Origin of the sequence: Arthrobacter sp. V1I7 (genome assembly GCF_030817015.1) — a bacterium.
In the GTDB taxonomy this organism is placed as follows: Bacteria; Actinomycetota; Actinomycetes; order Actinomycetales; family Micrococcaceae; genus Arthrobacter.
Genome location: NZ_JAUSYS010000001.1, coordinates 221,811 through 243,676 on the forward strand (window position 1 = coordinate 221,811; position 21,866 = coordinate 243,676).

Annotated in this window: 19 protein-coding genes and 1 pseudogene; 2 read left to right on the plus strand and 18 right to left on the minus strand. The window is 67.9% G+C overall.

Translation table 11 applies throughout. From position 1 onward, the window contains the following. The first annotated feature begins 56 nt into the window (after nt 1-56). Entirely contained in the window at nt 57-839 is a 783-nt protein-coding gene (locus tag QFZ69_RS00985; protein WP_306914957.1) for a VOC family protein, read from the plus strand. Nucleotides 840-910: 71 nt separating this feature from the next. Here the strand turns inward: QFZ69_RS00985 and purM are convergent, their stop codons facing one another. From purM to QFZ69_RS01000, 3 genes are all read right to left on the minus strand, one after another. Then, nucleotides 911-2,074 carry a phosphoribosylformylglycinamidine cyclo-ligase gene (purM, locus tag QFZ69_RS00990; protein WP_306914959.1) on the minus strand — a complete coding sequence of 388 codons (1,164 nt, stop codon included), beginning with the start codon at nt 2,072-2,074 and terminating at the stop codon, nt 911-913. Then, nucleotides 2,071-3,753, minus strand: a complete 1,683-nt coding sequence (gene purF / locus QFZ69_RS00995; RefSeq protein ID WP_306914960.1) for an amidophosphoribosyltransferase — start codon at nt 3,751-3,753, stop codon at nt 2,071-2,073. Before purF ends, purM begins: the two co-directional genes overlap by 4 nt. A gap of 65 nt (nt 3,754-3,818) precedes the next feature. Beyond that, nucleotides 3,819-4,178 (minus strand): hypothetical protein, encoded by a 360-nt coding sequence (locus QFZ69_RS01000; RefSeq protein ID WP_306914962.1) that lies wholly within the window; start codon nt 4,176-4,178, stop codon nt 3,819-3,821. A 126-nt stretch (nt 4,179-4,304) separates the two neighbouring features. Here QFZ69_RS01000 and QFZ69_RS01005 point away from each other — a divergent pair, with 126 nt between their 5' ends. Beyond that, the gene (locus QFZ69_RS01005; RefSeq protein WP_306914963.1) at nt 4,305-5,153 is read left to right on the plus strand and encodes a class I SAM-dependent methyltransferase; all 849 of its coding nucleotides are present in this window, start codon (nt 4,305-4,307) and stop codon (nt 5,151-5,153) included. A gap of 62 nt (nt 5,154-5,215) precedes the next feature. On the opposite strand, the gene QFZ69_RS01010 is transcribed toward QFZ69_RS01005, so the two are convergent. The 15 genes and pseudogenes from QFZ69_RS01010 to QFZ69_RS01080 form a co-directional block, all read right to left on the minus strand. After that, on the minus strand, nt 5,216-5,650 hold the full coding sequence (locus QFZ69_RS01010; RefSeq protein ID WP_306914965.1) for a DUF6855 family protein: 435 nt from the start codon (nt 5,648-5,650) through the stop codon (nt 5,216-5,218). 162 nt (nt 5,651-5,812) lie between these two features. Beyond that, nucleotides 5,813-6,292 (minus strand): thioredoxin-dependent thiol peroxidase, encoded by a 480-nt coding sequence (gene bcp / locus QFZ69_RS01015; protein ID WP_306914966.1) that lies wholly within the window; start codon nt 6,290-6,292, stop codon nt 5,813-5,815. Nucleotides 6,293-6,678: 386 nt separating this feature from the next. After that, nucleotides 6,679-7,803 carry a phosphotransferase gene (locus QFZ69_RS01020; RefSeq protein WP_306914968.1) on the minus strand — a complete coding sequence of 375 codons (1,125 nt, stop codon included), beginning with the start codon at nt 7,801-7,803 and terminating at the stop codon, nt 6,679-6,681. A gap of 3 nt (nt 7,804-7,806) precedes the next feature. After that, a complete protein-coding gene (locus tag QFZ69_RS01025) occupies nt 7,807-8,934 on the minus strand; it encodes a phosphotransferase (RefSeq protein ID WP_306914970.1) in 1,128 nt (375 codons plus the stop codon). Further along, nucleotides 8,931-10,295, minus strand: coding sequence for an aminoglycoside phosphotransferase family protein (locus QFZ69_RS01030; protein WP_306914972.1), 1,365 nt, complete (start codon nt 10,293-10,295; stop codon nt 8,931-8,933). Before QFZ69_RS01030 ends, QFZ69_RS01025 begins: the two co-directional genes overlap by 4 nt. Next, a complete protein-coding gene (locus QFZ69_RS01035; protein WP_306999861.1) occupies nt 10,292-12,013 on the minus strand; it encodes an ABC transporter ATP-binding protein in 1,722 nt (573 codons plus the stop codon). Before QFZ69_RS01035 ends, QFZ69_RS01030 begins: the two co-directional genes overlap by 4 nt. A 164-nt stretch (nt 12,014-12,177) precedes the next feature. Beyond that, nucleotides 12,178-12,636 (minus strand): glycosyltransferase, encoded by a 459-nt coding sequence (locus QFZ69_RS01040; protein WP_306999862.1) that lies wholly within the window; start codon nt 12,634-12,636, stop codon nt 12,178-12,180. Between the two features lie 217 nt (nt 12,637-12,853). After that, a pseudogene (locus tag QFZ69_RS01045) lies at nt 12,854-13,354 on the minus strand (glycosyltransferase); the annotation flags it as partial. Continuing rightward, nucleotides 13,351-14,571, minus strand: coding sequence for a glycosyltransferase (locus tag QFZ69_RS01050; RefSeq protein WP_306914977.1), 1,221 nt, complete (start codon nt 14,569-14,571; stop codon nt 13,351-13,353). The gene QFZ69_RS01050 and the pseudogene QFZ69_RS01045, both read right to left, overlap by 4 nt. Further along, nucleotides 14,558-15,805 (minus strand): glycosyltransferase family protein, encoded by a 1,248-nt coding sequence (locus QFZ69_RS01055; RefSeq protein WP_306914978.1) that lies wholly within the window; start codon nt 15,803-15,805, stop codon nt 14,558-14,560. The genes QFZ69_RS01050 and QFZ69_RS01055 overlap by 14 nt, the downstream gene beginning before the upstream one ends. A gap of 94 nt (nt 15,806-15,899) precedes the next feature. Beyond that, on the minus strand, nt 15,900-17,441 hold the full coding sequence (locus QFZ69_RS01060; protein ID WP_306914979.1) for a cell wall metabolism sensor histidine kinase WalK: 1,542 nt from the start codon (nt 17,439-17,441) through the stop codon (nt 15,900-15,902). 12 nt (nt 17,442-17,453) lie between these two features. Further along, a complete protein-coding gene (locus tag QFZ69_RS01065; RefSeq protein ID WP_306914980.1) occupies nt 17,454-18,119 on the minus strand; it encodes a response regulator transcription factor in 666 nt (221 codons plus the stop codon). Between the two features lie 354 nt (nt 18,120-18,473). Continuing rightward, complete coding sequence (locus QFZ69_RS01070) at nt 18,474-19,283, minus strand: SDR family oxidoreductase (protein ID WP_306914981.1); 810 nt, start codon at nt 19,281-19,283, stop codon at nt 18,474-18,476. 206 nt (nt 19,284-19,489) lie between these two features. Beyond that, nucleotides 19,490-20,083: a glycoside hydrolase family 16 protein gene (locus QFZ69_RS01075; RefSeq protein ID WP_306919554.1), complete on the minus strand. Its 594-nt coding sequence runs from the start codon at nt 20,081-20,083 to the stop codon at nt 19,490-19,492. 364 nt (nt 20,084-20,447) lie between these two features. Further along, nucleotides 20,448-21,800, minus strand: coding sequence for an alpha/beta fold hydrolase (locus QFZ69_RS01080; protein WP_306914982.1), 1,353 nt, complete (start codon nt 21,798-21,800; stop codon nt 20,448-20,450). Between the last annotated feature and the right edge of the window lie 66 nt (nt 21,801-21,866).

Here is a 21,866-nt window from a genome sequence, read left to right on the forward strand (position 1 = left end):
ACTGGATTAGGTTGATTCCGCCGGAGCTCGGCATCACAGAAGGCGGAAGGCACACCATGACCAAGCGCACAGGGTTCGCTGAAGGCGAGGTCTGCTGGACGGACCTGCAGACCGAGGACGTGGAGGCTGCGAAGTCCTTCTACGCGGACGTCTTCGGCTGGCGCTTTGAGGACCAGCCGACGTCGGACGGGCGCAGCTACGCCCAGGCATTCCTCGGCGACGCGCTGGTGACCGTCATCGCCCCGCAGAACCCCCAGCAGAAAGCCGCTGGAGCCCCCGGTCAATGGAACGTATACTTCGCCGCCGACGATGCGCGCGAACTTGCCGACAACCTGGTCCACTCCAACGGCACGCTCGAATTCGGTCCGGAAGCCGTGGGCGACACGGGCGTGATGGTCTTCTTTGCCCCGCCCGGCGGCGGCACCACCGGCGCCTGGCAGGCCGGGACGCACTTCGGCACGGCCCGGACCGAGGAGCCCGGCGCCCTGGCCTGGGCTGAACTGCTCACCCCGGAGCCGCAGGCCGCCGTCGGATTCTTCCAGCAGTTGTTCGGCCATGAGGTCACCGAATACCCGCAGGACGACGGCGGGACCTACGCCACATTGATGGTGGACGGCTCCGAGGTGGCCGGCATCGCGACGGTCCCGTCGGACGCCGAGGGCACCCTTACGCCCGGCTGGCAGGTGTACTTCGGGGTCGCCAGCGTCGCGGACGCGGTGGCGGCCGCCGTGGCCGCGGGCGGTGTCGTGCTGATCGAACCGGACGAGGTGGAGGAAGGCGGCAGCATTGCCACCCTGAAGGATCCGCAGGGCGGCGTGTTCAGCCTGCTCGAGGCCTGACCCGGGGTTTAACTCAGAAGTGCTCCGCACCCGCCGTTTTGAAACGGCGGTTGCGGAGCACTCGATGAGGTCTAGGCGTAGGCGTTGACCAGGCGGACGGCGCCGCCGTCCACGCCCTTGGCGCCCTGCACGTAGTCCGGTCCGGTCTTGAGGATCGCGTCGGAGTTCTCTTCAACCGTGCCCATGATCCAGGCCGGCAGGCCGCGGTCGTTGAGGCGGTTCACCGCGGCGTCGGCGATCCCGGGGGACACGATCGCCACCATGCCGACGCCCAGGTTCAGCGTGCGTTCCAGGTCGGCCAGCGGGACGTTGCCGAGTTCGGCGACCAGCTTGAAGATGGCCGGCAGTTCCCACGTGGCGCGGTCAACGGTGGCGACCAGGCCCTGGGGAAGGACGCGGGCAAGGTTGGCCGCGAGGCCGCCGCCTGTGACGTGGCTGAAGCCGTGCACACCGTGGGCCGAGTTCACCGGGAAGGTGCGGGCAAGGTCCAGGCAGTCGGCGGCGTAGACCCGGGTCGGCTCCAGGAGTTCCTCGCCCAGGGTGCGGCCGAGTTCGGAGACCTGGCGGTCCAGGGCCCAGCCGGCGTGGTTGATGACGCGGCGGACCAGAGAGTAGCCGTTGGAGTGCAGGCCGGAGGAGGCCATGCCGATCACCACGTCGCCGGCGCGGACGCGGTCCGGGCCCAGCAGGTCGGCGGCCTCGACAACACCGGTGGCGGCACCGGCGACGTCGTACTCATGCTCGCCCAGCAGGCCCGGGTGCTCGGCGGTTTCGCCGCCCACCAGGGCGGTTCCGGCGACCGAGCAGGCGGCCGCAATGCCGCGGACAATGTCCGCGATGCGTTCCGGGACCACCTTGCCGCAGGCGATGTAGTCGGTCATGTAGAGCGGCTCGGCGCCCACCACCACGATGTCGTCCACCACCATGCCCACCAGGTCGAAGCCGATGGTGTCGTGGATGTCCATGGCCTGCGCAATGGCCACCTTGGTGCCGACGCCGTCGGTGGAGGTGGCCAGCAGCGGGCGCTTGTAGGTGAGCAGCTTCGAGACGTCGTAGAGGCCAGCGAAGCCGCCGACGCCGCCGATCACCGAGGCGTTGTGCGTCGCCTTGACGGCGTCCTTCATGAGTTCGACGGCGCGGTCGCCCGCTTCGACGTCGACACCGGCGGAGGCATAGGTGATGCCGGCGGAGTTCTGGGCGGCGTTCATGTCGGCGGCCGGCGAGGCGGAAGTCATACGGGCTCTTTCTTTTCAGCAGCAATGGAACGATCAGCGGTGGGGACGCGGTCGGCATCGGTGAGCAGTTCTTCGAACTCGGCGTCGGGCCCCGGATCGCAACCGGTGGCGCCGGCCTTCTCGGCCGGATCGTCCTGGGGCGAGATGGCGATGGCGGCATCGGCGGCAACGGGCGTGCCCAGAGGGGCAGCGACTGCGGCGGGGACGCCGCCGAGGTCGGTGCGTTCCAGCAGGTTCTTGCCCAGCTTGTCGGCACCCGGCAGCTCGATGGGGTACTTGCCGGTGAAGCAGGCGGTGCAGAGCCGTTCGCGCGGCTGCCGGGTGGCGTTGATCATGCCGTCTTCGGAGATGTAGGCGAGCGAATCGGCGCCGATGGCCTGGGTGATCTCGTCGATGGTGGCGCCGTTGGCGATCAGTTCCGCGCGGGAGGCGAAGTCGATGCCGTAGAAGCAGGGCCACTTGACGGGCGGGGAGGAAATCTTGATGTGGACGCTCGCGGCGCCGGCTTCCCGGAGCATCCGTACGATGGCACGCTGGGTGTTGCCGCGGACGATCGAATCGTCCACCACCACCACGCGCTTGCCGCGGATCACGGATTCGAGGGCGTTGAGTTTGAGCCGGATGCCGAGCTGGCGCAGGGTCTGCGAGGGCTGGATGAACGTGCGGCCCACATAGGAGTTCTTGACGAAGCCGTGCGCGAACGGGATGCCGGATTCCTCGGCGTAACCCACGGCCGCGGGCGTGCCGGATTCCGGGACCGGGATGACGATGTCCGCTTCCTGGGTGTTCTCCCGGGCCAGTTGGCGGCCCATCTCCACGCGGGACTCGTACACCGAGCGGCCCGCGATGGCGGCGTCCGGACGGGCGAGGTAGACGTACTCGAAAACGCAGCCCGCCGGCGTGGCTTCCGCAAAGCGCTGGGAGCGGACGCCGTCCTCGTCGATGGCGATGAATTCGCCGGGTTCGATTTCACGGATGAAGCTGGCGCCGACGGTGGCGAGGGCGGACTGCTCGGAGGCTACCACCCAGCCGCGTTCCAGCCGGCCCAGGACCAGCGGGCGGATCCCGTAGGTGTCGCGGGCGGCGTAGAGGGTGCCTTCGTCCATGAAGACAAAGCAGAAGCCGCCCTTGATCTTAGGCAGCAGCTCCATCGCGGTCTGTTCGAGGGACTTGCCGTCCTCGCCCTCCAGCAGTGCCGTGACCAGGGCCGTGTCCGAAGTGTTGCCCTGCTTCATTTCGCCGCTGAGCTGGCCGCCGTTGCGGTCCTCGATCATGGCCTTGAGTTCGGCGGTGTTGGTCAGGTTGCCGTTGTGGGCCAGGGCCACGGTGCCCGTCGCCGTCGCGCCCAGGGTGGGCTGGGCGTTGGCCCAGTGGCTGGCGCCGGTGGTGGAATAGCGGCAGTGGCCGACGGCCAGGTGCCCGGTCAGGGTGTTCAGCGTGGTCTCGTCGAAGACCTGGGACACGAGGCCCATGTCCTTATAGACGTTGATCCGCTTGCCGTCGCTGGTTGCTATGCCAGCGGACTCCTGACCGCGGTGCTGCAGTGCATACAGCCCGTAATAGGTGAGTTTTGCAACCTCTTCGCCGGGAGCCCAGACCCCGAAGACGCCGCAAGCGTCCTGGGGGCCCTTTTCGCCGGGGAGAAGGTCATGAGAAAGTTTTCCATCGCCGCGTGCCACTGGTCGATTATCTCACGTTGTGCGCTAAGACTTTTCCGGTCCCCGCTTTGTGACCTCTGCTGGCCTCAGGGCCGGGGCTGGCTGCCCGCGCCGCCGTCGAGCCGGCCGTCGTTCTCCGGGCCGGCGTCGGGGACGCTGTCCGGGACGGCCTCGACGACGGCGCGCTGCGCACGACGGAGGCTGAGGCGGTCCAGCAGCAGGGCGACGACGGCTCCGAGGATAGCGCCGCCGGCGGCGCAGGGGACCAGGAAGAAGCCGAAAACAGTGCCGGCATCGTAGCTCTCATTCCCAGGGAACCGGTAGACGAGGACGGCCGCCACGGCGAGACCCAGCAGCCCGCCCAGGATCAGGAACGGCACGTACTTTGGCGCCCGCCGGACGGTGACTTCGCGCCGCTCGGGCGCCGGAGTTTCTGGGGAAGACATGGCATTAAGCCTACTGCCCTGACTCTTTGCTTCGTGCCGTCGGGCGAACTCATTGATCAGTCCCCGTGGCGGGCGCACACTATGGGATGGGGGGGACCGCAGGTAGGGACAAGCTTAGGAATTGCCATGTCAGCCTCCGCCGCCGCGATCCGGGACCAGCAGCGCATCATCTGGAATGAGTTCTCGGCCGGGTGGAGGACCAGGGACGCGGAACTGCTCAGCTGGCAGGCGCCGTTCGGGGACGCCCTGCTGCAGGAAACGCAGCTGCGGCCAGACGCTGCGGTGCTCGATGTCGCGGCCGGTTCGGGGGTGCCCGGGCTGACCGCCGCCGCGCTGGTGCCTGGCGGGTGGGTGGTCCTGACCGACATTTCGCCAGGCATGCTGCGGGTGGCGCAGGAGAAGGCGATGGCCGACGGCCTGAAGAATGTGAGTTTCGTCGTCTGCGACGCGGCAGCCCTGCCGTTCGCCGATGGTAGCTTCGACGCCGTGACCTGCCAGTTCGGATTCATGTTCTTCCCGCAGATTTCAGCCGTCGTTCGAGAGATAGTGCGGACAGCCAAACCCGGGGCACGGATCAGCGCCTCGGTCTGGGGCCGCGCCGCGGAGAATCCTTGGGCCAGCCTCATCCTTGGAACGATCGCCCGGCACACCGAGCTGCCGCTGCCGCCGGTCAACACACCCGGGCTGTTCCGCTGCGCCGCGCCGGGTTCGATGGCGCGCCGGTTCAAGGATGCGGGCCTGATCGACGTCACGGAGCGGAGGGTCAGCACCGAGCTGGTGCACCAGACCCCCGGGGACTACTGGGAATTCATGACGGATATCGCCGCCACCGTCTCCATGCAGCTGGCGAAGGCCGACAAAGCATCGCAGGAGCTGATCCGTGCGGACGTGTTCCAGATGCTCGGCCGCTATCAGCACGACGGCGCCATCCGGCTGCGGTCCACAGCAACGGTTGTGACGGGGACGCGGGCGTAGTCGGACCGGTGCCCGGAGCAGGCCCGGCGGCGCCCGGCGCAAGCGCGCGGCGTCCGGCGTCCTCAGGCGGGGGTGCCGGGCCCGGATGCGTCCGCGATGATGGCCCGGACGCTGTTGTTTCGTTTGTCGTGCGTGAGTTCCACGAGTCCCAGCGCCTCCAAGAGTGGCGGCAGGTACATGCCGAAGCGGCCGCGGTAGCCCTTCCGCAGGCCGTACCAACCGCCCACGGGGTTCTGCGGGTCGCGACCCCAGGCCTCGACGCTCCCGTCGGCGGCGGGCTTGTTCTCGTCGGCGGCGCCCAGCGGCACCCAGTCCACCTTTTCCATCAGCCACAGGTGGAGATCCTCCAGGGCCCGAAGCCGGTATTTCAGCGTCGTGGAGCCGACCTGGCAGACCAGCGCGGGAGGATCTGACGCCTCGTCGCGGTACATCGAGTACTCCGACGTTCCCGGGGCTGTCTTCAGCACCCAGGGGTCCTCTTTGGTTCCGTTTGCCACGAGCTAGCCGCCTTACGTCCGGCCGGTTTTCCGGCGCTGTTGGACCGAGCCTACCGAGCCATGCCGGCCCCGGGTGAGCCCTTGGCAGCGAAAATCCGCGCATTCGAGCACTGATCGCGCATTTTTCAGTCCCTGTCAGGGGCATGCCATGCCTGTCTCAGGCTAGACGCCGAGTTCCTGCCTGAGCGCCGCGACATGGCCCTGGGCCTTCACCTGGTACTGCGTCAACTTCACCTTGCCCTCGGGGTCGAGGACGACAGTGGATCGGACGATGCCCTCGGTGACCTCGCCGTCGACCAGCTTCTCGCCCCAGGCGCCGTAGGCGAGGGCCACGGCATGGTCCTCGTCGGCCAGGAGCGGGAAGGTGAGGGCGAAGTCGCCGGTGAACCCGGCGAGGGCTGCGGGGGCGTCAGGGGAGATTCCGAGTACCTCATAGCCGGAGCCCTGCAAGGAAGAGAGGCTGTCGCGGAAATCGCAGGCCTCGGTGGTGCAACCCGGCGTTGCGGCCTGCGGGTAGAAGTACACGATGACGTTCTTGCCGCGGTAATCGGCGAGGGACACTGACCGGCCACCCGCGTCCGGCAGGGTGAAGTCCGGTGCGGGTGTGCCGGGCTGAAGCTTTACGGTGACATTCTGGCTCATGGGGATTCCTTCGGGGGATGGGTTGCGGGGCTTTCGTGCACAACACCGGGGGCAATTGCTGTATTCCGGCGGCGGGGGCGCGGTCCGGGGCGGCTTTGACGCGGCCCGGCGTCGAAATGGTCGACGTCGGCCCGGCGTTTCGTGTCAAAGTGTCCCCGGACCGTGTCACCAAGGCAGCCTGGCGGAGGTTACTTGGGAAGCCGAGCAGCGCGTCGTTGACCTCGGCCGCCGCATGCGTCCACAGGGCGCGGTCCGGGGCGGCTTTGACGCGACCCGGCGTCGAAATGGTCGACGTCGGCCCGGCGTTTCGTGTCAAAGTGCCCCCGGACTGTGTCACCAAAGCAGTCCGGCGGAGGTTACTTGGCGAGGAAGCCGAGCAGCGCGGGTCAGATCTTGCCCGGGGAGCTGCCGGCGGAAGATAAGGCCCCTTCAGGGACGGCCGGTGGATATAGGAAGTCCTCGGCCTGGGCAGCCCACTGGGGCCGGAAGGAATAGAGGCAGCCCAGCCGCAGGCGGCTGGCGCCGGCGTAGGCATCGAAGCGCGCCGGGCTCACTCGCAGTTCCTCGGCCGCCGCGATGACCTGCCGGCTGGCGGTCTGGTACCGCTGGTCGCTCAGGCGCTGTTGCCGCAGGCGCAGCTGAAGGTGCATGGCCAGGTTTGCCAGGTCTGCGGCGGCCTCGGCCCGCCCGGACTCGTCGAAATCCAGCAGCCCCAGCGAATCATCGGCGCTATCAACGAAGATCTGCTTGTCGTGAAGGTCCCCGTGAGACCACACCAAGGGATCAGCTTCGCTCCCCAGCAGCTCTTGGGCGACCTGCGTAGCGGCCGCGCGGACGCCGGAACGCTGCGCTTCGGCCCCAGGAACGTCGTGGGCGTGCAGGAGCCACAAGTTCACGATGCGCCGCAGATTCGCCAGTTCGACGGCGGCGCTCCGGGGCGGGAGCGCCTCGAGGGTGAGACGCTGCGGGAGAGCCCGGGCCAGGGACTGCTGCCGGACCCAGCCCTCGGCCCACTTTTGCCAGGCCTTCTCGAACACGGCCTCACTGACCGCAGCATCCCTTCCCAGATCGAACAGGGAACGCCCGGGCAGGCTGGTGAGGGTGAGGCAACCCGGCGTGTAGGAGACTATGTCCGGAGTGCGGAAGTCCTCGGGGCCCAGAAGTTCGTTCATCCAGGCGTGCCTGCTGGCTGCGCCGGCGGCCTGGCGGAGACGGAAGAGCTTGGCATACTGGTCCCCGGCCCGGACCACCGCGCGGTGGTGAGCCCGGTGCACCACCACTTCACCATGCTTCGCCACGTGCTTTAGCCCGGGAAGGCGCCGGTCACGGCCCGCCGGCAGCAGCTCCAGCTGCCCCGACCGGAGGTGGGCTGCCCGGACGCCTGGCCGGTCCGGAGCCAGAAGCTCCAGGACGTAGTCCTCCGCGGTCTGGCCGGGCCAGGACCTGATGACCTGCCAACGGGTGTCTTCCACATCCAGAATGGCGGCGGGGACGGGCGGGTGCCAGCCCATGGATCAGCTCCGCGACCCGACAGGCCGGCTGCCGGTCAGAACCGGGGATCCGAAGGACTGGCGCTGTGCTCGTTCGTCGAGAACGGCGGTTGCCAGGTTTGAGCGCGAGGGGAGCGAAGAACACGCCAGTCGGAGCCAGCTGGCGTCCGAATAGGCCTCTAGCCGGCGGGGGCTGACCTGTAGTTGCTCGGCGACGGCGAGTACCGCCGTGTGGGCCTTGACGTAGCGCGCCGGCGTCAGGCTGTTCCGCCGCACGCGGAGTTCCAAGTGGACGTCCAGGTTGGCCAGATCACGTGCGGCCTCGGACTGGGCTGCGTCGTCGAAGTCCAGCAACCCGAACGGTGACCGTGCGTTGCGGGCGATGATCTGCCGGTCGTGGAGGTCCCCGTGGGCCCATCCCAGCGGGTCCGGCTCTGTGCCGAGCAGATTTGTCGTAATGTGCTCTGCCGTGGCGCGCAGGGCTTCGCGCTGGGACGCCAGGGCCGGTACGTCTTCCGTGTGGCGCAGCCATCGTTTCAGCCACCGGGCCACGTCAGCGGCTTCCGCCTCTGATGAATGGACCGGTAGGGTGCCGAGGACTTTCCGCCTGGTGGCGTCGGACGCGGCGGCCAGTTGGGCGAGCCAGGCGTCGGACCATTCCGCCCACATGCCGGCAAATGCTGCTTCGCCGACGGTGACGTGGTCCTCGCCGACTTCACCCAGCGTCGGTCCGGAGAGGGCCTTGAAGACGAGGGTGTCCGGGGAGCTCTGCAGAACCTCGGGCGCCGTGAAGGCACCCGCGTCCAGCAGGTCGTCCATCTGGGTGCAGCGTTCCGCGGGGACGACGGCGCTGCCGGGCCGGAAGATCTTGATGTACCGGCCATCCGCCCGGATGATTGCCCGCATGTAGGGCCGGTAGGCGATGATTTCCCCGTGCTCCCTTTCCGCCCGGAGGGCCGGCAGTTCCGGGTCGTCTTCGGGTAGAAGCCTGAAACGTCCGGAACTGAGATGGGCTCCCCGGACGCCGGGCTGTCCCGGGGTCACGACCTCCAGCACATACTCTCCGGGTTTCTTGTCGTGCCACGCCCGGTGGACGCGCCAGACTGTGCCAGCCTCATCGGTGTAGGTGGAAAGTGGCGGGTGCCAGTTCATGCGATCAACTCCAAGGCTCGGCGGATGTGCCAGTTGGTGTCGGCCGGCCAGTCGCTGGCCCGGTTTCTGAACGGGTCCACGCTGTTCAGGAACAGCCGGAACGCAGCCCAGGTATCCACTCCGGTCTGCGATACGCGGCCGCCGGCCTGGCGGTAGCCGTCGATCAGCTGGGCCGTCTTGCGTCCCCCTGCCTGGGCTCCTGCCAAAGCGCCTGTCTCGGCAGGACCGGCAATTTCCTGTACGGCGGCGAAGGACCCGAGGTCCATCGCCGGGTCGGCGGTCCTGACGCGGTCAAAATCGATGATGCGGACGGCCGCACCATCGACCAAGATCTGGTCCGCCGAGAAGTCCCCATGGACCAGCACGCTTTGCAGCCCGCGAGGGCCGGTGGTGCACGTTTTTGCCAGGAGCCGGTTGGCGAGTGCGCTTAGCGGCGCCTCGAGCCCCGGGAGCAACTGGGCGATCATCGACCGTGTGGCGGCGAGCTGGCGGACCAGGCTTCCTACTTCCTCCGCAGGATCGGCGTCGGGTCCTGGCTGGATGCGATGGAGCATCGCCAGCGCTTCGCCTGCCCGGAAGGCGGCCGCATCGTTGTTCCAGCCGCTGAGGTCCCCATCGCCCCAGCCGGGGGAGGCGCTGATGCCGTGCCGGGCGCATTCGGCGTCGGCGAGTTCGGGAAGGACCGGGACGCCGTGGCTCGCCAGCCGCTGCCGCAGCCGGAGTCCCGCGGCCTCTTCGTCCGGTTGCGCGGCGGTTCTGACGACGACGGAACGGGTACCGGAGGGAACCCTGACCACGAGCCTGCGCTCCGGGTTGTATCGCAGCACGCTGGCGGGGGAGGCCAGAAAGTGCTCCGGTGCCGCTCCGGGAGCTCCGAGCGCTCCGAGCCGTCCGAGGCCGTGGTCCCGGAGCCAGCGCAGGTTCGCGCGCAACGGCCAGTCCTCCTCGATGCGGCCGACCGCGACGACGGCGCCCGGGTCGAGCTGGTCGGGCTGGATCAACCGGATTCCGACGCCGTGTCCCTGCGAGCTTGCCGCCCTCCGCTGCAGTTTCCCGACGTGCTCGGCGGTTGTGGTTGAGGCCCAGCCGAACGTCTCGGCCCCGTCGCCGGTGCCGCGGCGGAAGGCGACGAGAACCGACGTTCCGGGCTTGTAGCGAGTCCTGGTGATTCGGACGCTTTCGCCGAGCAGTTCCGAGAGCAGCTCGTCGTCGAGTACCCAGTTCAGTGCCGGGATCCGGGAGTCCCGGGCGGCCAGGGCGCGGTCCGCTTCCCGCCGCTGCGCGTCCAGTCGTTGCCCTGCCTGACCTTGCCCTGCCTGACCTTGCCCTTCCTGACCCTGCCCTTGCAGCGCGGTGCTCATGTTGGCACCTCGAAGAGTTCATCCGGCTGCTTGGTCTGCTGCCGCCGGACCCACCCGGCGAAGCGGGAGTCGGGAGCGGCCAGCAGCGACTGCGGCGGGCCGTCTTCGACGATTTCGCCGTCTTCGAGCCAGATCACCCGGTCGCACGACTGGGCCGAGTTGATGTCGTGGGTGATCGTGATGGAGGTCCGGCCCTCGGTGAGTTGATCGAGGGCGCTGAGGACTGAATCGCGGGAGGCCGGGTCCAGGCCGGCGGTGGCCTCGTCCAGAATCACTACGGGTGCCTTCCGGAGCATGGCGCGGGCGACGGCCAGCCGCTGTCGCTGACCCCCGGATAGATCGTTGGCGGACTCGCCGAGGACCGTATCGTAGCCTTCAGGCAGGGCGCGGATGAAACTGTCGGCCTCGGCCAGGGCCGCCACCGCCTCGATCTCCTCGTCGGTGGCGTCGAGGCGGCCGAACCTGATGTTCTCCCGGACCGTGGTGCCGAACAGCACGGAATCCTGGAGCAGGATTGAGACATGGGAACGGACCGAAGCGATCGTCACATCCCGCAGGTCCTCGCCTCCCAGGCTGACGCTCCCCTCCGATGGGTCCACCATCCGAAGGATCATGCTTGCCAGCGTTGACTTCCCGGCGCCGGACGGCCCCAGCAGGGCGCAGTGTTGACCCGTCGGTATGGTCAGGTCGATCCCCTTCAGCACCGTGGCTCCGTCGAGGTGGCCGGCCCGGACGCCGTCGAACACAATGTCCGGATGCGGGCAGTTCAGGGCGATTGCGTGCGGGGCCTCGGGCAGGTCGGTCTGGGCCTCGAGCAGGTCCGCCACGCGCTCGCCGGAGGCGGTGGCACGGGCTACGCGGCTGGTGTACCTGGCCACATCCTTGAGCGGCCGCATTCCGGTCTTCAGGTAGAACAGGAAGACGATGAGATCCCCGGGCGTCATGGCCTGCTGCATCACCCGCCAGCCTCCCGCGGCCAGGACCACCGCCGTGGCGATTCCCGTCAGCACGTCGGTTTTCCGTTGCAGGCCGGCGGACAGCCGGAGCGCCGCGACGCCGGAGCCGAGTGCCGCCTGGTTGCTGCGGCTGAAGCTGGAGCTGATGGTGTCTTCGAGTCCGTACGCCTGGACTTCCCGGATGGCCCCCAGGGTCTCGGCCGCGGTGGTCGCCAGCGCGCTCTCGCCTTTGCGGGACTTGCGGGCCGCGGATGTGATCGAGCCGGAGGCCCTGCGGGACAGCAGGAAGAAGATGCCGATCGCAAGGGAGGTGACGAGGGCGATCAAGGGATCGAGCCAGACCATGATGGCCATCATGGCGAACAGCGACACGATGTTGCCGATGAGGGGGAGCCCGGCCGTAACAGCCACTTCCTGCAGCCTCGACACGTCCCCCACGAGCCGCTGGACCGAGTCGCCTGTGGAGGCGTGGCTGTGGTGCCGCATCGATAGGCTCTGCAGATGCCGGAAGGTCCGGGCGCGCAACTCGGACGAGACCCGGGTGCCCACGAGGGCGAACGAAATGGCCGAGAAGTAGCCGGCGACGGCCCGGGCCACACTGATGGCCACCACGGCGCCGGCGCAGAGGAGGAGCAGCTCTGTGCTGGCCTCCGCACTGAAGGGGGACCGGCGCAGGGTCGCGCCGAGCGAGTGCGAGACGGCGTCGATGACGATCTTCAAAGGCCACGGCTCAAGAAGCCGGAAGAGGACTTCCGCGGCCATGGCGACAAAACCCCACGTGATGAGCAGCCTGTGCCCGCGCAGATGCGGACGGACGCAGCGCAAGGTCCGCCGCAGCGGTGATGGTACCGCTGGTGCTTTGGCGGCGGGCCTTCGCCAGAAGGTCCGCCAGCTCCGCGATGGTGAATGCTTGGCCGCTGTGCTCATTAGGCGACGACCCTCCGGACAGGAGGCAGCGAACGGGTGATGCGCGCGAGCACGCCGTCCCAGCTAAAACGCTGCGCGGCGTCCGCGCGGGCGGACGAGCCAAGCCGTTCGCGTAGGGCGGGATCCGCTGCGAGCCGGGTGAGGGCCTCGGCCACCGCTGCCGGCTCCCCGGGCGGCACCAGGATCCCGGTGCGCCCAGGCTCCAGGATGGACGGGATCTGGCCCACGGCGCTCGCGATGATGGGCAGCGCGGCCGCCATGTATTCGTAGACCTTGAGCGGAGAGAAGTAATCGTCCTGGCCCACGACGCCGGCCGGGTAGGGTGCGGCGGCGGCGTCGGCGCGGTCCAGGAGCCCGGACACGGCGTCGGGCGGCACCGCGCCGGTGAATTCGGCCTCCACGCCGAGTGTTGCGGCAAGCCGTTCGAGGTCCTCGCGGCCGGGGCCGTCCCCGATCACCAGGACCCGCCAGCGGCATGCGGGGTCCGGTGTCAGCGCATTGGCCAGGGCGACCCCCGTGCAGCAGGCCGGGCACCCCGTGCCACGGCTTCAGCGTGCCGACAAAGGCCACGGTGAGGTGGTCCGGGTTGCGCCGGCCTGGCTGCCGGGCGGTGATCCGGTGGACGTTGACGCCGTTCGGCACCAATACCGTCCGCGCGGCCGGCAGCCGCTCCCGCACCCAGCGGACCACGGGTTCTGAGACGCAGGCGACGACGTCGGCGGTTCCGGCGTTGCGCCGCAGCACGGTTTCGGCTTTCTTGACGTCCACCAGCTGGCGGTACCGCTGCTGCTCCTCGATCAGTGGGGCGTTGACTTCCAGCACCGACGGGATATCCAGCACGGGCGCAAGCACGGACAGGGCCGGACTGAACAGCGAATAGCGTTCGTAAACCAGGCCACAGCCGCGGTGGAGCACTTCATCCACCAGGGCCAGCGCGGCGTTCTCGATGGCCTGCTCGCGGGCGGCACCGGCCGGGGCCGAGTTCGGAGGGACCTCCACGACGTCGAGATCGGCAAGATCGGCGGGCCGGTCCGTGCCGCGGCGGGCGCAGTAGACCGTGACGTCGGCGCCGGTGCCGCGCCACGCCCGGACAATCTCCTGGACGTGGACCGAGGAGCCCTTGGTGCCGAAAACCGGCACTCCCGGGTCTGCGCAAAGATAGGCCACGCGTGTCATGCGACTTGCCTCTCCGGGCGGGAGAGGGACCTGAGGAGTTCGGCCTGGCGGTGGACGTCGTAGTCCTCCTCGACCAGGGCGCGGGCATTGCGGGCCAGGGCCACCCGGTCGGTGCCGGGCGAAGCGAGGGTACGGACGGCCCCGACCAGCGCATGGGGATTTGCGGGCCGGACGAGGATCCCGGTGGAGCCGTTGCGGATTGCTTCCGGAATCCCGGTGACCGACGTGCTGACGCAGGGGACTCCCGTGGCCATGGCTTCCAGCAGCACGGTGGGCATGCCGTCCGCGTTGCCGTCGGCGCCGACGACGCAGGGGGCAACGAAGACATCGGCGGAGTCGAGCAGTTCGTGGATCTGATCCTGGGTCTGCGGCCCGAGCAGATGGACGTTGTCCTGGAGCCGGAGCTGCCCGATGCCCGCCTCCAGCTCCTCGGCCAGCATGCCCGTTCCGGCGATGCGCAGCTCCAGCTTGACGCCGCGTTCCAGGAGCTCGGCGGCGGCCGGCAGCAAATGCTGGAACCCCTTCTTCTCCACCAGGCGCCCCACGGCGGCGATGCGCAGCGTGGTTCCGGGCGGGCGCGGATCCCGGTACGGGAATCGCTCCAGCTCCAGCCCGTTTCGCACCAGATGCAGCCGGGACGTGGAGGCGGGGAAGCGGCGGCGCAGGTAGCGCAGGTTAAAGCGGCTGATGGTCACGGCATGGTGGGCCTGTTCGAGCTTCAGCTGGAGGTCGTCGTCGCGGACAGACTCATGGAAGATGTCCACCGCGTGCGCGGTGAAGGAAAACGGGATGCCGGCGATGGCAGATGCCAGCCGCGCCACCGTGGTGGCACCGGAGGCGAAGTGGACGTGCATATGCCGGATGTTCCGGCCCTGCAGGACCGTGGCCAGGTTGATGGCCTGGACGGCGTCGTCCGCGGCGGCGGCGGCGAGGTCGCCAAGGTTCCGGCCCAGGGCGGGCGCGAGTCCGGCTGCGACGGCCGTTTGGAGGCACTCCCACAGGGCCACAGTTTTGATGGGCCGGTCAATGTAGGTGACCGGCGCCTGGACCCGGGCGAGTTCCGAATGGAACCGGGAATCTGTGGTCGGACGGAGGGAGAAGATCTCGATCCGGTCTCCGGCGGCTTCGCGGGCCAGGATCTCCGAAACGATGAACGTCTCGGAGAAGCGCGGATACATCTTGAGGACGTAGGCCGTCCCCGGCTCAGACGGCAACACGGGCGGCACTTCCCTTCGCCGCTGCGGGCACCTCGACGACGTTGGTCTCCGCTTCGTCCGCCGCGACGCCGGCGGCGACGGCGGTCTGCAGCAGCCCGGCGGCCAACTGCGGAACGCGGATCAGCCCGTCCAGGACCGCCCGCCGCCGGTCCACCGTTGTGCCGAGCCGCGAGGCCAGCCAGCCAGCCAGAATCTCCGGCGTCAGCGTGCCGATCTCGTGCTGTTCCAGATAGCCGGCCTCGGCGAGGGAGCTGGCCCGGATGCGCTGCTCGGCCCGCGACTCGGTGCGGGGGACAATGAGGGCGGGGACACTGGTGCTCATGATCTCGCAGACCGTATTGTACCCGCCCATTGCGACTACAGCGGCCGCGTGACGGAGATGGAAGACGACGTCGTCCAGGGCCGGGACCACCTTGACCCCGGGGCGGGCGTGGCGGATGAGGTCCTGGAACGCCTCGGCGGGCATCTGGGGGCCAGCCACAACCAGGTGGCCCAGCCCGGCGGGAACCGGCGCCGCGACGGCGAGCCGCGCCAGGGCGTGGCCGTCAGAGCCGCCGCCCACCGTGGTCATCACGTAGGGGCCGTCCATCCGGCTGGTGCCGGAGACCGAAGGACGCCCGGCGGCCAGATACCCGGTGTACCGGATGAGCTTGCGCAGCGAGAACGGGATCTCGCCGGACGCCACCGGGTCGTGGATGGCAGGGTCGCCGTAGACCCAGATCGCGTCGAAGAGCGACTTGACCACCCGGGCTCCGCCGAAGCGGGCCCATTCGCTGAAGGCGGGCTCCGGGGCGTCGAGGACTTCGCGCAGGCCCAGCACGACGCGCACGGGGCTGTCGGCGCGGGCGTGCCGGAGGGCGCTTTCCAGTTCCCGGTGCACTCCGGTGGCATGACGGTCCACAATCACCAGGTCGGGGCGGAAGCCGGCCAGCACCCCGTGCAATAGCCGTGAGCGCAGGGACACGAGCTCGGCCATGGGCAGGCTGAGGTTCCGGGGCAGGTAGCCCTCGGGACTTTTCCCGACGCCGGGCAGCAGCACCCAGTCCCAGCCCTCCGGGGCCGGGAACCCGGGGGCATGCGAGGTGCCGGTGATGAGGATGCCGGTGACGGGGCGGCCGGTCAGCCCCGGGAGCTGGTTGGCGAGCGCGTGGGCCAGCACCAGGTTGCGTCGCACATGGCCTAAGCCCACGGAATCATGTGAGTAAAGCACTATCCGCAGTGGCTGCACGGTCATCCTCCCCGATTCTTCTTAGCTACAGCCTGCGGCCGCAGCGTGAGGAATCGATGAGGGGAAGATTAATGATTTTTCATCAAACGGGCGGGACAGTTCAGAGCCGTGCGCCGACTGACTGCAGCGGGATCCGGATCATAAAGCGGGACCCTTCGCCGTATTCGGATTCGACGCCGGCGGTCCCGCCGTGCGTTTCGGCGATGGCGGAGACGATTGCCAGGCCCAGCCCGGATCCCTCCTGTCCGCGGCCGGGGTGGGCCCGGCCGAACCGCTCGAAGATCCGCCGCTGGTCCTCCGCAGCGATCCCGGTTCCGGTGTCCCGCACCCACAGCAGCAGGGTGTCCGAACCCGGCAGCGGCGAGCCGTCCGGCGCCGTCGAGCGCTCTACCCGGCTGCCGAGGGCGATCGTGGAGGACGGCCCGGTGTATTTGACCGCGTTGGCCGCCAGTTGGACGAGGGCCTGGGTGAGCCGCTGCGGGTCGGCATCCAGCACCGAATCGGCCGTCTCGTCCAGCTGCCAATGGCGGTCCGCGAGGACGTGGACCTTCTCCATCACCTGATGCAGGAATTCGGGGAACCGGACCGGCTGCTTCCTGAGGAAATCGGGACGCCCGGCGTTGGCCAGCAGGAGCAGGTCGTCCACGAGCCGCTGCATCCGGTCCACCTCTTCGAGGAGCATGTCCCGCGTGGCCGTCACGTCGGCGGGGTCGTCCACGGACACGAGTTCGAGGTGTCCGCGCAGAATCGTCAGCGGAGTCCGCAGCTCATGGCCGGCGTCGTCGAGGAACTTCTGTTGCTCCTGCGCGCCCTCGTCGAGTCTTTCCAGCATGGTGTTAAAGGTTTTCATGAGCAGCGTGACGTCGTCCGCGCCGTTACGGACCTCCACCCGCTTGGTCATGTCCTCCGGGCTGACTACCTGGGTGGCTTCGCGGAGACGGCGCAAGGGGTATAGCAGCCTGCCGGCCACCGTGCCCCCGAGGATGGCGGCGGCGAGCAGTGTACCGGCGGCCACCAGGACGTAGGTGTGGATTGAGGACACGAGCTGTTCCTGAAGGTCCCCGGTGTCCCGCCCGACCAACAGATAGGTCACCGGGCCGGGCGCCCCCTTCACCGGCACGACGACGGCCCGGAAGGGCCGCCCTTGGGCGGCGAAGTCACCGAACGCGGCGTCGGGAGCACCGGTCAGGGCCACGGCTGCGGGGTGCCTGTCCTCGTTGAGGAGGTTCTCTTCGGAGCTGCCGTCGACCGTCCACTTGACCTTGCCGTCGGTGATGCCGGCCATCACCTCGTTGCTGCGCGGTTCGATGTCCTCGGCAGCCTCGTGGAGCCCGCGCTCGAGGGCTTCCCGCTCCGACCGGTCCTTGCTCGGCACCAGTTTAACCACGGCGTGGGCCTTGTCCAGGAGGGCCTGGTCCACCCGGGCGTCGGAATCCTGGAACTGGACAGCGAAACTGATGAGTCCCGCAACCACCAGGCCTGCGAGCATCATGAGCAGCATGGCCGCCACCACGCGGAAGCGCACCGAGTGTGCCCTGGCGCTCCACCCCTGCTTGTCCAGGTTGCCGCCGGGGGGAGGAGCAGGCGGTGTGGCCCGCGCGGCCCTGGCGCTTTCACGCAGTCGGCTAAGGGTGGCGGTCACGGCATATCCTTCCTAGCCCAGGCGGTATCCGGCGCCGCGGGTGGTGACGATGTGGTCTGCGCCAAGCTTCATCCGCAGTTGGCGCACATACACATCCACGACGTTGGATGTGCCGTCAAAGTCGTAGCCCCACACCCGGCTGAGGAGCTGTTGCCGGCTCAGGACCTGCCCCGGGTGGAGCAGGAACATCTCGACCAGCGCGAATTCGCGGGCTGAGAGTTCCACGGTTTTGTCCCCGATGCTCACCGTGCGGCTGTGCAGGTTCAGTTCCAGTGCGCCGTAGCGGAGGACGTTGCCCGCCGGCGGATCGCCGTTCTCCCCTGGGCGAAGCCGGGCCCGGATCCGGGCCACGAGTTCCTCGAAGCGGAACGGCTTGACCATGTAGTCGTCCGCGCCGCCTTCCAGCGCCGCCACGGTGTCCGCGGCCGAGGTCCGGGCTGTCAGGAAAATGACCGGGATCGCCACGTGCGCCTGGCGCAGCGTAGCCAGGACCGTGAAGCCGTCCAGACGGGGGAGCCCGACGTCGAGGAGCAGGAGATCGAAGTCGCCGCTGGACGCGTAGTCCACGGCTTTAACGCCATCCGCGACGACCGTCGGGGCATAGCCGGCCGCTCGCAATCCCTTTTCGATGAACCGGGAGATACGCTCTTCGTCTTCGGCAATCAGTATGCGGATCACGGTGACTCCCTGGAAAAGCCCGGGACCGGAACTGCCCAGTGGAGCGCACTCCCGCGCTCCGGGCACTAGTTCCGGGATATCAGGCCTATTCCAATAACTGCGGCGTCTCCTGCACGTGAGCTGGGAGGTATTCCGAAGCCCCAGCAGCCTCGATACGCCCGGATTAGGGGCGTGGAGCGGACACAGTCTGCGTCCGTACACGGCTTTCCGGTGTCCGCATTGAGCGTTTGGAACCGGTTTCCTTATCTTGCTCCTAGTTCGGTGCGGGCGCCACCCCTCGCGGAAAGCTTTTCGGAGGATTGCTTCGGCCGGGAAAGGCACGTCGGGGGAGGGCGAATACCGCGGTTGGGCGACCTAACCCTTCCGCCAATCGTGTCCGGTGATGTGCGAACCGGCCTGCGGGCCCATCTGCAACATTCCGCCGTCTACGGCCCACGAAGCACCTGTGACATAGCTGGAGGCGGGAGAGGCAAGGAACTCGATGACGGCGGCGACCTCCCGGGCGTCTCCCGGCCTTCCCAGGGGGACGCCCGGCCGATCGGTCCGCGTCGGATCCTGGTCCGTCTGCCCGGTCATGGGGGTGGCGATCTCGCCGGGGGCCACGTTGTTGGCGGTAATGCCGTACTCCGCGAGCTCCAGGGCCATGGTTTTGATCAGCCCGCCCAGGCCGTGCTTGGACGCGTCATAGGCCGCGGAACCGACCCGCGGCTGGAACTCATGGACGCTGGTGACGGCAATGATCCGTCCGCCCCGGCCCTGCTTGACCATGCGCCGGGCCGCGGCCTGCAGGCAGATGAAGGCGCCGTTGAGGTTGGTATCGAGGGTCCGCATCCAGGTCTCAAGGTCGAGATCCAGGAAGTTCACGCCGTCGCCGGTGCCGGCGTTGTTCACGAAGACGTCCACTCCACCCAGTTCGTCCGCGAGCGCGTCGATGGTGGCCGCGGCTCCGCGGACATCGGTGGTGTCCAGGCGCCGCACCACGGCCTGACGACCCACTCCGCGGACCTCGTCCGCTGTGTCTTCCGCGCCCTGCTGATCGGAATGCCAGGTCACTCCGACGTCCAGACCGGACTTGGCCAGCGCCACCGCCGTGGCGCGGCCTATGCCGGAATCCGAACCGGTGACAATCGCCGTTGCGGGCAGGAAGCTGGTGGTGTCTTCCATGGGGCAGCCTTTCGTGAGTGGATTTCCGGAACCGGGAACGCCTTCACGTTAGGGGCCTCGGACGAGCGGCACAAGAGGCGGCCCGGGGCCGTTCCTGCGCTCTCACTTACCGAATAATGCCCCTGCCGGATGCAGGTCAGTTCGTGGACAAGGGCCAGCCGCTCCTCGCTCTCGACGGCGTCCTGGCCCCAGGTGTAGATGACCGCTCATATCCAGTGGGCCTCGTCTGAGTCTGGCCGTCGGTAACCGCGAACCCAGTCGACAAAGAACTCTTTGGGGTACGGGAAGGTGGATTTCCCTTCGAACTCGTAGACATTGAGCATGAGCTGCATCGGGTAATTTGGGGACTGTTCGACCCTGGCGACGAACTGGTCGTCGAAGTAAAAGCTGACACCTTCCGGAGTCCAGTCCGCACTATAGGTGTGAAACTCGGTTACATCCGCATCCAGCCGGATTCTCAGGAACTCGTCGCGCAGAAAGGGGTCGGCGAACGGATGTATCCCCATTCCGCTTATCGCAGTGTCAGAGCTGACATCCGAGCCGAATATCTCAAAGACGCATATTTCTGCCGAGCGTTCTGGCACGTCTTCAAAGCCGATCATCCACAGAGCCACCATACAAGCGGGGTCAGCAATGGCAGCAATGCGGGCCTCTACGAGTCCGTAGTGAGGGGTGTAGAGACGCTGTTCAGTCTGGACCTCGGAGACCCTGAGACCGGACGTGAACTTGTGCTGGCCTATAGCTCCCCAGCGGCCCCGAAAAGACCCCCGTCTGAAAGTTGGAAACGCGCAAACCACCATCGTGTTCGGGGGACCATGGAGGTTGGTCCTCCTCAATCACCAAGGCCAGCATTCCGGAATCGAGGTGATACCTGGCTCCTGCGCGTTCGGTACTACTCCACTGCGGAAGATAACTCGGTATCCATTTCGTGGCGTCCAGCTTAGGTTCGTCGAAGCTGTCTTCGAATTCTAGAACATAGTGGGTACGGTCCAATTGTTGGCGTATGCCGGATTCGTTCATTGCCGGCCATGCAGTCGTTTGGCCTTGCACATCTCGGTCCTCCTTGTGTAATCCGTAGGGCGCATGCGAGGCCCCCTGTGGGTTGGAGTTTGTCGTCACAAGGTGTCGCTTTCCCTCGACGAGGGAGTCACGGGCTCCTCCGTCCTACGGGATGAGCGGGCTTGCGGCCCGCACGGCGGAGACGACGTCGAGGATCCCCCGAGCGGTCGCGGCCGCGTCCTCTTGATTGGTGATTAATGACGCATGCGTCGCCCCGTCGATGACGCGGTGCAGGCTGTTGGTCGAGAGTGCGGCAAGGGCTTCCTGCGAATCGTCCCAGCCGGGCTGGCTCCCACTGCCTGCCGTCAGGACGACCAGTGGCTTGTCGCTGGAGCTCCTTAGAGCGGCGGCTTGCTGCGACGAGGAGCCCGCTTGGATGTACTCGTCTATCGTGCTCCGGAGGTCGCCGGGTGTCACACCGAGCAGCCGGCCGACACCTAGTCGAGATGCACCTGCGACCAGTGCGGAAACACGGCTCGCCGTGTCATCGGAGTCCGTGTCAGTGAGCTGTGCTGATTCCGGGTGCGCTGCCGGGGCGGTCGAGTCCACCAAAACCAAGCCGGCTAGGTCTTCGGGATAGCTGGCAGCGAAAGCGAGTGCGTAGAGGCCGCCGAACGAATGTCCCGCCAGCACATAAGGTCCCGGAACGTTTCCGCGCTGCAGCAGGGTGTGGAGGTCGGTCGCGATCTGCGCGCCGTCCTGCACGGTGTTCGCCGGATCGCTCCACCCATGACCTGCCCGGTCGTAGACGCAAACCCGCGTGTCAGGGGCCACGGCCGGCGCTATCCATCCGAGGTCAGACGACATCAGGCCCGCGCCCGGTTCGAGCACGACGGTTGGACTGCCTGATCCGGTGCAGTTCAGGTACAGGCGGTGTCCGCCGACGTCGATCAACTGGCCCTGCACTGGGGAGGCCGCTGCGTCCGCCGCTCCGCGGAGGGTTTCGAAACCGGCGCCCAATGACGACAGAACCAGCATCGCGATCACTGGGTAGAGCAGCACGCGCCCGCTCCGGCTATGAAGCTGGCGATGAGCCCTGACGACCATCCAAACCACTAACACCAGCAAGGCGGCGGGCCACACCCAGGTGAGCGCCTCCTGCATTGGGGAGCCGAACGCCACCAGAAGGAAACCGCCCAGGCCCATGAAAAGCGCTGGAGCCAGGGCCCACCTCTGTGGTTGATCCGTGAACCTCACCGACAACACAGCCACCAGGGCCCATCCCAGCGCAAGCCCCAACAGGATGGCACCGGTCACGCCGCTTTCAGTTGCAGGAACGATCGGGGCGCCGGCCAGCAGAATTGCAGCGAGGACCCCGGTAACCAACGAGCCGGCCACCAGCCAACCGAGGTGTCCCTTTTGCGAGGGATCAGGGCCGGGCGGACGGGCCGGGCCCTTGGATGTGGGGCTCGTGGGAGTGGTAGCCGTCATGTCCTGCCCCGCCGGAAAGAGTGTCATGCGCCCATGCTGTCATTCACGGGCAGCGGAAGTGCACGGCAAAAATGCCCTGTATGGAAAGGATTC